This is a genomic window from Streptosporangium sp. NPDC000396 (genome assembly GCF_042898655.1).
Taxonomy (GTDB): Bacteria; Actinomycetota; Actinomycetes; order Streptosporangiales; family Streptosporangiaceae; genus Streptosporangium.
Genome location: NZ_JBIAZA010000017.1, coordinates 29130 through 41102 on the forward strand (window position 1 = coordinate 29130; position 11973 = coordinate 41102).

The 11973-nt window shown below is 68.2% G+C and carries 10 protein-coding genes; 3 read left to right on the forward strand and 7 right to left on the reverse strand.

All coding sequences use genetic code 11. The features are described from left to right. Positions 1-277: 277 nt before the first annotated feature. The 3 genes from ACFY2X_RS26440 to ACFY2X_RS26450 all read right to left on the reverse strand — a co-directional run bounded on the left by ACFY2X_RS26440 (position 278) and on the right by ACFY2X_RS26450 (position 3158). Positions 278-1708 carry an MFS transporter gene (locus tag ACFY2X_RS26440; RefSeq protein ID WP_389942524.1) on the reverse strand — a complete coding sequence of 477 codons (1431 nt, stop codon included), beginning with the start codon at positions 1706-1708 and terminating at the stop codon, positions 278-280. A 143-nt stretch (positions 1709-1851) separates the two neighbouring features. Continuing rightward, positions 1852-2133, reverse strand: a complete 282-nt coding sequence (locus tag ACFY2X_RS26445) for a heavy-metal-associated domain-containing protein (protein WP_389942527.1) — start codon at positions 2131-2133, stop codon at positions 1852-1854. 365 nt (positions 2134-2498) lie between these two features. Then, positions 2499-3158 (reverse strand): DUF305 domain-containing protein, encoded by a 660-nt coding sequence (locus ACFY2X_RS26450; protein WP_389942529.1) that lies wholly within the window; start codon positions 3156-3158, stop codon positions 2499-2501. 627 nt (positions 3159-3785) lie between these two features. Here ACFY2X_RS26450 and ACFY2X_RS26455 point away from each other — a divergent pair. Beyond that, entirely contained in the window at positions 3786-6323 is a 2538-nt protein-coding gene (locus tag ACFY2X_RS26455; RefSeq protein ID WP_389942532.1) for a heavy metal translocating P-type ATPase, read from the forward strand. Here the strand turns inward: ACFY2X_RS26455 and ACFY2X_RS26460 are convergent. From ACFY2X_RS26460 to ACFY2X_RS26470, 3 genes are all read right to left on the reverse strand, one after another. Further along, positions 6314-6586: a hypothetical protein gene (locus ACFY2X_RS26460; protein ID WP_389942534.1), complete on the reverse strand. Its 273-nt coding sequence runs from the start codon at positions 6584-6586 to the stop codon at positions 6314-6316. The genes ACFY2X_RS26455 and ACFY2X_RS26460 overlap by 10 nt on opposite strands. 36 nt (positions 6587-6622) lie before the next feature. Beyond that, positions 6623-6871: a DUF2933 domain-containing protein gene (locus ACFY2X_RS26465; RefSeq protein WP_389942536.1), complete on the reverse strand. Its 249-nt coding sequence runs from the start codon at positions 6869-6871 to the stop codon at positions 6623-6625. Positions 6872-7359: 488 nt separating this feature from the next. After that, a complete protein-coding gene (locus ACFY2X_RS26470; protein ID WP_389942539.1) occupies positions 7360-7992 on the reverse strand; it encodes a TetR/AcrR family transcriptional regulator in 633 nt (210 codons plus the stop codon). Between the two features lie 155 nt (positions 7993-8147). Between ACFY2X_RS26470 and ACFY2X_RS26475 the strand changes: the two genes are divergently transcribed. After that, entirely contained in the window at positions 8148-9599 is a 1452-nt protein-coding gene (locus ACFY2X_RS26475; protein WP_389942542.1) for an MFS transporter, read from the forward strand. 13 nt (positions 9600-9612) lie between these two features. Here the strand turns inward: ACFY2X_RS26475 and ACFY2X_RS26480 are convergent, their stop codons facing one another. Beyond that, entirely contained in the window at positions 9613-9954 is a 342-nt protein-coding gene (locus ACFY2X_RS26480; RefSeq protein WP_389942545.1) for a C40 family peptidase, read from the reverse strand. A gap of 785 nt (positions 9955-10739) precedes the next feature. Between ACFY2X_RS26480 and ACFY2X_RS26485 the strand changes: the two genes are divergently transcribed. Beyond that, entirely contained in the window at positions 10740-11954 is a 1215-nt protein-coding gene (locus tag ACFY2X_RS26485; protein ID WP_389942548.1) for an aminotransferase class V-fold PLP-dependent enzyme, read from the forward strand. Positions 11955-11973 lie beyond the last annotated feature (19 nt).

The window sequence follows — 11973 nt, forward strand, 5'->3', positions numbered from 1 at the left end:
TCTGGACCCCCCCCCCGTGGGGGGTGTTGGTCTTGCCCCCGGGGGGGGGCGGGCCGGCCCCCCCCCCCCCCCCCCCACGCCGGTGCTTGTCGTTGATCGACGTTACTTGAAGCCGTGCAGGCGCAGGCTGTCGCTCACCGCGAAGACCGAGGAGAACGCCATGGCGGCTCCGGCGATCATCGGGTTGAGCAGGCCGAGAGCGGCCTGGGCGATGGGGTGCTCGGAGGCGTGCTCCAGCCGGGTTATGCACGAGCCTCAGAGGCGTGCTCCAGCCGGGTTATGCACGCGCGGCTTCCCGCTGGGTGCCGGTATCGGTGACCATCGGCCTGGTCTTGCGCATGAGCAGCAGCGTGAGCACGGCACCGGCGGCCGCGACCACTCCGGCGCCGACGAAGGCACCCTGGAAGCCGTCGGTGAGCCTGGGAAGATTTCCCAGCTCGGTGGCGCCCCTGGAGGTGGCGATCGCGGTCATGACCGCCAGGCCGAGGGCCGAACCGACCTGGTAGGTGGTGTTGACGATGCCCGACGCCAGGCCGCTCTCCTCCGGGCGCACCCCGGACATGGCCGACATCATCGCCGGGATGTAGGCCAGGGACATGCCGACCGCCGCGATCAGCGACGCCGGCAGCACGTCGGAGACGAACACCCCATCGGGCCTGACCAGGGACAGGCCCGCCACGCCGGCGGCCAGCACGAGCAGGCCGATGACGATGAGCGGCTTGGCCCCGAAGCGGCCGAGCAGGCGGGCGGTGATGCCGATCATGAAGATCATGATCGCGACGGTCATCGGCAGCAGCGCGGCCCCGCCGGCGAAGGCGCCGTAGCCCAGCACCTGCTGCAGATAAAGGTTGAGGAAGTACCACATCGGGATCCACGCCGCGCCGAGCAGCGCCATCGCCAGGTTGGCGGTGGCCAGGCCCGGGGTGCGCCAGACACCCAGCGGCATGAGGGGTTCGCGGACGGTGCGCTGGACCACGAGGAACAGCGCCAGCAGCGCAAGAGCCCCGGCCAGTTCCAGCAGCGTGGCCGGTGAGCTCCAGCCCTGTTCGGGGGCGCGCACGATGGCGTAGACCGCCAGGGCGATGCCCGTGGTGACGGCGATGGCGCCGAGCACGTCGACCGAGCCACGTTTGCCCTGGACAGCGGGCAGCAGGGCGGGGACGGCGGCCAGGGTGGCCAGGCCGATCGGGACGTAGACGATGAAGACCCACGGCCAGCTCAGATATTGCGTGATCACGCCGCCGAGGAACACTCCGGCGGTGCCGCCGGCGGGCGCGGCGGCACCGTACAGAGCCATGGCCTTGCCGAGCTCGCGCGGGTCGTGCCCGAAGAGCATCATGAGCAGGGTCATCGAGGCCGGGGCGATGAGCGCGCCGCCGACGCCCTGGACGCCGCGGCCGAGGATCTCGACCCACGCGTTGCCCGCCGCCGCGGCGACGACGGAGCCGGCGATCAAGATGATCCAGCCGGTGGTGAAGATCTTGCGGGCGCCGAACAGGTCGGACAGCCGCCCGCCGAGCAGCAACAGGCCGCCGAAGGCGATGACGTAGGCGTTGAAGACCCACTGCAGGCTGCCTTGGGAGAAGCCGAGGTCGCGCTGCATGTCGGGCAGGGCGACACCGATGATCGAGGTATCCATGATGACCATGAACTGTGCGGCGGCGAGCACGATGAGTGCCTGCCACCTGCGTGGATTGACGGCGTTCATGCCGCGCTCCTGATTCCTCGCATCCTCGCCGGGGGTGGCAGGATGCGTTATGGGGGTTGGGTGTGATTCGAGTCGGACCGGCCCCGCAGGTGGGCGTGCACGCCAATGCACGCCCACCGCTTGTTCTCTCGGGTGAGGTTCGTCTAGGAAGTGCTGGCCGGTACGGCGTCGACCAAGGCGTAACCTGCCTGCTCCACCGCCGCGCGGATCTCCCCGTCGGAGAAGCCCGCTCCGCTGACGGTGACCGAGCCGCTTGCCAGGTCAACCTGGACGCCGGTCACGCCGCCGACCTTGCCGATCTCGGCGGAGACCGATGAGACGCAGTGGCCGCAGGTCATCCCGCTGACCTGATAGGCGGTCCCGCCGCTGGTCTCAACCTGCGCGGAGGTGGTGTCCGCGGTGCCGCATGCACATGCCGTGCACATGAGGTTCTCCTCTCGCATGTACCCCTATGGGGTATCTCGGTTTGCGACCTTAACATACCCCTGGGGGGTTCCATTCCCCTAGGAGGGTCTCGATTTCACGGTCGAATAGGGTTCGCCGAGTTGGCGCAGGTGATCAGGCCTTGAGGCGTCATCGACGGCGACGAGCAGGCGGCCGCCGACACCGACCGGAGCTCTTCTGGCCTGGCAAACGCGAGGAGCGTTCAGAGTGATTTCTACTATCACTCATAGTAATAATAGAAATCACCGGCACGGCGGTACGGCCAATGCCACAGCAGGCCGGCCTGTTGCTGGGCGCAAAAGACACGATGACAGGGGTCCCATTCAGCGGCTCGCGAGACCGTGGATCAGAGCTGATCGAGCAGCTTCTGCATCTGCTCGATCTCCATCTGCTGAGTGATCTCGATGGTCTCGGCGAGTTTCCTGGCCTCAGGGCTCACTCCCCGCGCCTGTTCCATCTGGGCCATCATGATCGCACCCTTGTGGTGAGGGATCATCATCCGCAGGAACATGCGATCGAACTCCGCGCCCGTGGCCGCCTCAAGCTCCTCTGCGTCCTCATCGCTCATCATTCCGGGCATGCCGTGGTCCCCCATCCCTGGGAAGGGCATCGGGGACATGCCGTGCTCCTCTCCTCCAGAGGGCGCCGCAGGCTCGCCCCACGCTGACAGCCAGCCTGTCATGGTGGCGATCTCCCGCTCCTGGTCAGCATGGATCTTGGCCGCGAGCTTCTTGACCTCCGGGCTCTTGGCGCGCGTCTTGGCCAACTCGGCCATCTCCACGGCCTGCTTGTGATGAGGGATCATCATCCGCACGAACATGCGATCCACGTCGTTGAAGAACGCGCCCGGCTGCTGGCTCGGAGAGGTGGTCGGGGTGCTCGGCCTGTCGATGAGTCCGGCCGTGGCGCCGTCGCCGCTCCCGCAGGCGGTGAGCAGCACGAGCGCGCCGGCTCCCGCCGTGACGGTCAGCGCGAGCCCGCGCGTGACGGATCGGTTGATGAACATGGGTGTCGCTCCTTTTCCGGATCCTCGAATCCCGTCACGCCTTGCCGGGGCAAGTCTCGGGGCTTCCCACGTGTGCACTCGGCCCGTATGCGGAGAACCGAAAGCCATGCCAGACGTAGCGCGTATGTGCCCGGAGACGACCTGGCCATACGGGGTGACCTGCAGGTTTTGGCAGGATCAGCGAAAGATTGACGTTTTGACCGGAAAGTGCCGGAACACGTAATCGGAGCCGGAGTCGCGGTTGGCACCACCAGGCAAACTGCCGGAGGTTAACCCCTGGCGAGCCATGCCTAAGCGAAACGTCATGCGAACGAACTCGCATGACACGGCCTACTGCTACCCGCTGCGCCGAAGTCAACTTCGGCGCATTGCATGACGCTGCATAGGCGTAGCTGTGGCACCTCTCGCGCCAGGGCAGACGGGACCGGCCCCGGCACTCCGCGGAACCAGGGTGATACGCGGGAGAGCCAATCGTGGTCGTCTCGCTCGTGCCGGCCGCCTTGTCCGCCCGGAACTCGACGATGGCGCCTGAGGAGGCCGACCGGCTCCGGAAACGATAGATCTACGATGAGCTATAGGAGCACGTCAGCTCCAGCGCCCTCCTATCGTGAAGGAGGCTGGCCCGTGATGGATCACATCCACGCTCGCCACAGCGGTGGCAAGGAGCGCAGCATCGCGATCCTGGATGTCAGCGGATTGCAGTGGGCTTCGGAGCAGAATGTCGTCGAGGCCCGGCTCGGCCGCCGCCCTGGAGTGCTGGAGGTGGAGGTCAACCCGGTCGCCCAGACGGCGACCGTGGTGTTCGACCCGGCCCGTACCTCGCTGGTCGAGCTGCGTGCGTGGGTGATCGAATGCGGCTACCACTGTGCTGGTCAGTCGGTGCCTTCTCACATCTGCGATCCGATGGACGAGCCGGACCCACCGGTGGCCAGCCATGGCGAACACCACAGGGTCGCCCGCGAGCCGGGGCAGGCAGACGCCGCCGTACTGTCAGAACATCATCGGCCCGGCTGGCGAGCTCCCGTCGGGCGCGCTGCCCACGACGTTCACACTGGACCCTCGGCCATGGACCACGCGGAGCACGCGGCCCATGGCAAGGCAGAGGCACTGCCTTCCCCACACGAGATGATGGGGCATGGGGGGCACGCCGGGATGTCGATGGCCGCGATGGTGGCCGACATGCGCAACCGGTTCCTGGTGGCGCTGCTGTTCTCGATCCCGATCGTGGCGTGGTCACCGATCGGCACCGAGGTGCTCGGCCTGAACCTGCCGGTCCCGTTCGGGCTGCATCAGAACGTGTGGGCGCTGCTGCTCAGCCTGCCGGTCATCTTCTACTCGTGCTGGATCTTCTTCGAAGGGGCGGTGCGGGCGCTGCGGGCTCGCACGCTGGACATGATGGTGCTGGTCGCAGTGGCGGTCGGCGCGGGCTGGCTGTACTCGGTGATCGTGACCTTCACCGGCGGTGGTGAGGTGTTCTACGAGGCCGCCACCGTTTTGGCCGCCTTCGTGCTGCTCGGACACTGGTTCGAGATGCGCGCCCGCGGCGGCGCCAACGACGCCATCCGCGCTCTGCTCGACCTGGCCCCGCCCAAGGCCGTGGTCATCCGCGGTGGCGAGCCGGTGGAGGTGCCCACCGCCGAGGTCGTCGCCGGCGACCTGCTGCTGGTCCGTCCCGGAGCGAAGATCCCGGTCGACGGGGTGGTCGAGAACGGCGACAGCGAGGTGGACGAGTCCATGGTCACCGGCGAGAGCCTGCCGGTGCACAAGCAACCGGGCTCCGCGGTCATCGGGGCGACCATCAACCGCAACGGCACGCTGCGGGTGCGAGCCACCAGGGTGGGCGCCGACACCGCGCTGGCGCAGATCGTCAAGCTCGTCCAACAGGCACAGAACTCCAAGGCCCCCGGGCAGAAACTGGCCGACCGGGCCGCCTTCTGGTTGGTGCTCGTCGCGCTGATCGGCGGCGGCCTCACCTTCGCCGCCTGGCTGATCCTGGCTGGCCGCCCGATCAGCGTCGCGACCCTGTTCGCCATCACCGTCGTGGTCATCGCCTGCCCGGACGCGCTCGGCCTGGCCACCCCCACGGCGATCATGGTGGGTACGGGGCTCGGCGCCAAGCGCGGCATCCTGTTCAAGAACGCGATCGCCCTGGAGACCTTCGCCCGCATCCAGATCGTGGTGATGGACAAGACCGGCACCCTGACCAAGGGAGAGCCGGAGGTCACCGACATCATCGTCGACGGAGTCACCGAGAATGAGCTGCTGCGGCTGGTGGCCGCGGTCGAACGGGAGTCCGAGCACCCGCTGGCCGAGGCGATCGTCCGCCACGCCGACACGCGCGGGCTGGACGCGCCACGAGCTGAACGGTTCGAGAACGTGCCCGGCCACGGCGCCGTCGCCACCGTGGCCGGACACCGGGTGGCGGTGGGCAACCGGCGGCTGCTGGAGCGAGAGGGCGTCGAGCTCGGAAAGCTGGGCGCCCGCCGTGACGAGGTGGCCGCCGGCGGCCGTACCGCGATCATGGTCGCGGTCGACGGCGCGGCGGCCGGAGTGATCGGCATCGCCGACGCGCCTCGGGAGACCTCGGCCGCGGCGGTGGCCGCCCTGCACGAACTCGGCGTCAAAGTGGTCATGCTCACCGGCGACAACGCCGCCACCGCCGAGCGGATCGCCCAGCGGCTGGGGATCGACACCGTGGTCGCCGAGGTGCTGCCCGGCGACAAGGCGACCAAGGTGGCCGAGCTGCAGGCCGGTGGCCGCAAGGTGGCCATGGTCGGCGACGGCGTCAACGACGCCCCCGCGCTCGCCCAGGCCGACCTGGGCATCGCCATCGGCGCCGGCACCGATGTGGCCATCGAGACCGCCGATGTCGTGCTCATGCGCTCCGACCCCCTGGACGTGCCCACCGCCCTGCGCATCGGCCGTGGCACCCTGCGCAAGATGCGGCAGAACCTGGGCTGGGCGATCGGCTACAACGCCATCGCCTTACCCATCGCCGCGGGCGTGTTCGAGCCCGCCTTCGGCCTCATGCTGCGCCCGGAGATCGCCGCACTGTCCATGTCCGGCTCCAGCGTCATCGTCGCCATCAACGCCCTCGCTCTTAAAAGGCTTCGCTTGCCCTCTCTCGCCGAAACGTCCCCGGGCGCAGGTCGATCTCATCGATAACGGATGTTCCTCGAGGTTGTGCGTTTTCCGCGGGCGAAACCGCTCATCTGCCTCTGGTAGGTGAATACGTCGATCTGGCCGTGCAGCCGCAGGCCAACACACCATCGTTCGGCGGCCTCCAGGGCCGCACGCCGATCTCGGAGCCGGGCCAGTGGAGGACAGCGGGTCTCACTGGTCGTGATCATGCGCGCCATGTCATAGAGCATGGCTGCCATGATCAATGCGCCGATCAGCGTCACCACCACCGCCACCACGGTGTCCATGACGGGCTCCCTCCAATGCCGTCCGGACCTGGCCGCTTATGGCTGACTCGGTCCGGACTGGTGGGGCTCGTGCTCGTGCGGTGGGTCTGCCTGGCCGATGTGCCGGCCCCGGCCGCTGTGACCGTCGTGCATGCCGTGCATCATGAAAAGCATCATCAGCGGGCAGGCAGCGACAATGGCCAGCAGGATGAGGGCCTCGGCGGACACGCCGAACGCCAGGGCGCCGACCACGGCGACGCCGAGCGCGAGTGCATACAGGCCGTAGGCGTTCTTGGTGAGGTTCATAGTGGGTCTCCTGCCGGAAGAATGAGGTCGGCTCGGTGTCCACCGTGACGCAGGTCTTTTCCGTCACTGTCACGTTCCCACCATCCCGGTTGCGCGAGCAGGGGCCGGAAGTCCTTGGCGCTAGGGCTATTCAGCCTCTCCCTGGCAGGGGTAGCCCAGTGAGGTCGGGGTGCCACCTGCTGGCCGTAGACGGTGTTGGTGGCATCGGCCACCTCGGCAACCAGGTCATAGCCGACTGACCATGGCTGAGCCTTCATCCTCCGGCGTCGCTGTGGATGACGTAGGCGTGGCCGTGGCGCCCGCTCCTCGCGGAGAAGGGTCTCATCCCTGGCTGGCCAGTACGGTTCTTTGGGCTGCGGTCCTGAGTACGGCGTGCGGCTCATCCTGATGAGTTCGACGCAGCATGGCGGCCCTCGTCCCCTGCGGGCTCACCGGCCAAGTGTGCGTTGCCGGAGAAAGCCAGAGCCTGGAGATGTGCCGTCGGCGGGCTATGCCCCGATGGCGGACAGGAGTGTCGCCTCCAGCACGTCGGGGGCGGCTTCCGGCCGTAGGCGACCGGAGTCGACCTCCAGTGCGGCCGTGTGCAGCAGGCTGTAGAAGACGGAGACGAGCCAGTCCTCGGGCAGGTCATCGCGGATCGTCCCCTCCCGCCGCCCCCTGTCGATCATGTTTCGGATCCGGATCAGTGGTTCGTCGTGATGTTCGCGCATGCGCTCGGGGCCCAGCACGCGCAGGGCGGCCTCCTGCAGCCGGCCGTACCGGCTGAGAACCTGCCAGGACGAGCGGATCAGGCTGCCCAATGCCTGCCGCGTGGGGGTCTCCTCTGATGCCTCCCCGTCGAGTACGGCATTGGTCTCCCGGACGGCGTGAGCCATGACCGCGTCCATGAGCTCCTCCCGGGAGGAGAAATGGCTGTAGAGGGTGACCCTGCCGACCCCGGCCACACGTGCGATGTCCACCATGCTGACCTCGGGGTTCTCGCTGAAGGCCGTCACCGCGGCGTCGATGATGGTCGCGATGCTCCGTTCGGCGTCGGCCCGGCGCCGGCCGCGCGCGGAGGACCCGGGGAGGGGGCCGCGCGCCGGTGCTCCAGCGTCTGCGTCCTTTTGCGTGGTGGCCATGACGGAAGAGTAGGCGATGCCTTTCCCGCGCCGCGCGACCCGGATCGCATCCCGTGTTCGACATACCTTACCCCCGCATGGTTAGACTAATCCGAACAAGGCTGTTCGATTTATGGGATCAGGCGTCGAGCCGCCCATCATCAGGAGGTCACGTCATGAGCCATGGTCACCCCATGCACGTCGCGCCGCCCGGCACCCAAGCAACACCCGATTCCCGAGGATGGACGGCACTCGTCCTGCTCTGCTTGGCACAGTTCATGCTGGTCGTCGACATCACCGTCGTCCAGGTCGCCCTGCCGAGCATCGGCGGTGACCTCGCCCTCGACCGCGAGGCACTCACCTGGGTGGTGACGACGTACACGCTGTCCTTCGGCGGCCTGATGGTGCTCGGCGGACGGCTCGCCGACGCGTTCGGGGCGCGGCGCACGCTGCTGGCGGGGCTGGCGTTGTTCACGCTCGCCTCACTGGCCTGCGGTCTGGCTCCGGACGGCATCGTCCTCATCGCGGGCCGCGCCGCGCAGGGAGTGGGCGCCGCCCTGCTGTCGCCATCGGCTATGGCGATCATCACGACCACCTTCCACGGCCCCCGGCGCACCCGCGCCCTGGGCGTATGGGCGGCGATCGGCGGGACGGGAGCCGCGATGGGCGTGCTGTTCGGCGGCGTCCTCACCGCCGGTCCCGGCTGGGAGTGGGTGTTCTTCGTCAACGTACCCATCGGGCTGCTGGTCCTCCTCGTCCTTCCCCGGGTCGTCCATGCCGATGGTTCGCGGCCGGAGCGCCAGCGGCTGGACGTGCCCGGTGCGCTCATCGTCACCGCCGCGACCGCTCTGCTGATCTACGGCCTCGTCAACGCCGGTGACGCCGGTTGGAGTGCGGCCGAAACCCTTCTCCCTCTGGGCGGGGCGGCGATCCTCTACGTGGTGTTCGTGATGGTCGAGCGCAGCGTCAAGGCGCCCCTGATGCGAGCCGAGACGCTCGCCCGCCGCCCGGTGATCTCGGGAGCATTCGTCATGCTGATCGCGACCGGACTGATGCTCGCACTGTTCTTCCTCAGCTCGCTGTACCTCCAGCAGGTGCTCGGGTTCAGCGCGCTGCAGACCGGCCTGCTGTTCCTGCCGGTCGCGATCGCCATCACCATCGGCGCACAACTGGGCGGCCACCTCATCGGGAAGATCGGCGGCCGGCCCGTCGCCGTGGCCGCGTTCCTGCTCACCGCTGCCGGCGTGGCCCTGATGACCCGGATCTCCCCTGAGAGCAACGCCTACACCACCCTCCTGCCCGGCTTCATCGTCGCCGCCGTCGGTATCGGCCCGGCGTTCGTCACCGCCACCACCACGACCATGGCCAACGTCCCTCACTCCGAGGCCGGCGTGGCCTCCGGTGTCATCACCACCTTCCACGAACTCGGCGGGTCGATCGGGGTCGCCGTCGTCTCCACAGCGGCCGCCGCGAGCCTCGCGCCCGGCACCGCCGACATCGGGGGTTTCACCGCCGCGCTCACCGCGTGCGCGGTCATCGCGGCAGCCGCGGCCGCGGTCGCGCTCGGACTGGTGCCGCCAGGCAAGCCGTCCGGGTCATTCGTCGGCCACGGGCATGGAGGACACTGAAGGTCCACCCTCGTCAAGGCCGGACAGCGCCGAGGAAGCGCCCCCACCAGTAGTCATCGAGGTCGACGACCTTGATGATGTCGCCGGTCCGTGGGGCGTGCACCATCTTGCCGCCACCTGCGTACATTCCCATGTGACCGAGACCCTTGCTGAATAACAGGTCGCCGGGCTGCAACTGGTTCAGGTCCAGTGGCGCTCGCCTGCTGGCTCCCCAGCTCCACTGTTCCCAAGTGGTGCGAGGGAGGTTGATCCCGGCGTTGCGCCAGGCGGCCTGGATAAGCCCTGAGCAGTCGTACGATCCTGGACCTTCGCCTCCCCACTGGTATGGCTTGCCGACCTGCGCGTAGGCGAACACCAACGCGCTTCTGGCGTTACCCGAGGCCGGACCCGTGTAGACGATGCCGGTGCTGTTGGGGTTCCCGACTCGGAAGGCACCCAGCCTGCGCAGCAGTTTCGTCTGTTCGGCGATCAGGCGCGCGGTCGACGACCCTACCTGCCTGGTCGTTGAGCTTCTTCAACTTCGCCTTGGCTTGTGTGATGGTAGGTCTCGGCTCGGTGGCCGCCCTATCGAGGGGTAGCAGTAGCGCGGCGATGGCAAGCACCACCGCCACAGGTATCCGTCCGAATCTCGCCGGCATGCCCGCCACGGCGCGCCGCGGCCAAACCCGGTCACGACCAGCCTGGTCCAGTCCTGGTGTCCAGCTGCACCTGTTCTACAGCGCGATCGTGTTCGCGCCGATGTGGCTGCAATGCAAAGATCTCGGCGGCATATGCCGTTGCGTCAAAGGTTCCTCGAACGGCTCATTACCTCACCCTGTCAGGCAGGCACAGAACTCCTGGCGGAAGCCGAGCAGGTTGACAGAGCACGCGGGATCTGACGTTTCTGGGAGAGCACTCACCGCCTGCCGCGCACCACGCCACGCCGGGACGGTGCCGATACCCGCTCCGCGACGGTCGGCCGTTTCACACTGGAACCCGGTCACTACAACGGGTGAGATCCCGCCGGGGCGGAACTCTCACCGTTCCAGGGGGAGAGATTCGATGACCTTGTCCAGGCGTGAAATGATCGCCGGGGTCGGCGCGCTGGCCACTTTCTCTGTCCCGTGGCCGTCGGCCTCGAGGTCACCGGATCCTGAGCCCGTGACCGTTCCCACCGGGGTCACCCCGGACCGGCTGGCTCAGGACGAGGGCTTCTGGCACACCGTGGCGCGGCAGTACAAGGTCAGCCCGGACTTCATCAACCTGGAGAACGGCTACTACGGGATCATGCCCGAGCCGGTGCGCCACGCCTACCACCGTAACGTGGACCGTCTCAACGAGCTGAACTCCCACCTGCTGCGCACCTCCTACACCGCCCAGGCCACCCAGGCCAGAAAGCGCATCGCCGCCGTCCTGGGCGCGTCCGCGGAGGAGATCGCCCTGACCCGCGGCGGCACCGAGGCCCTGCAGAACCTGATCGGCGGCTACAACCGGCTGCGGCCGGGCGACGCGGTGATGTACGCCGACCTCGACTACCACAGCGCGCGTTACGCCATGAACTGGCTGCGCGACCGGCGCGGCGTGCAGGTCGAGCGGATGATCATTCCCGAGCCGGCGACCCGGCAGGCCGTACTGGACGCCTACGCCGAGGCGCTGCGCGACCACCCGCGGGTCAGGCTGCTCCTGCTCAGCCACATGAACAACCGCACCGGGCTCGTCCTGCCGGTCCGGGAGATCGTCGCGATGGCCCGGGAGAAGGGCGTCGACGTGATCGTCGACGCCGCCCACTCCTGGGGACAGCTCGACTTCACCGCCGATGACCTCGGGGCGGATTTCGCAGTGTTCTCCCTGCACAAGTGGATGGGGGCGCCGCTGGGATCCGGATTCCTCTACATCCGCACCGGCCGCCTGGCCGACATCGATCCCGCCCTCGCCGACGAGACCTACCCCGGTGACGACATCCGCTCGCGGGTCCATTCCGGCACCATGGACGTCGCGCCCATCCTCACGGTGGACACCGCCCTGGACCTCCACGACACCCTCGGCGCTCCGATCAAGCAGGCACGCCTGCGCTACCTGCGCGACCGCTGGGTCCACCAGGTGCGCGACCTCCCCGGCATGGAGATCCTCACGCCCGAGGACCCCGCCATGTACGGCGCGATCACCGCCTTCCGGGTGACCGGGCGTACGTCGGAGGCCGACAACGTCGCGATCGCCAAAGCCCTGTTCGACCGGCACCGGATCTTCACGGTGCGCCGCGGCGGGCCCGCCAGGGGGGACTGCGTCCGGGTGACCCCGGCGCTGTTCAGCTCGCGAGACGACGTCGATCAGCTCGCTGCCGCGTTGCGAGGTCTCATCCAGCGAATGCCCGGCTGAAAGGCACGACGATCCGGAG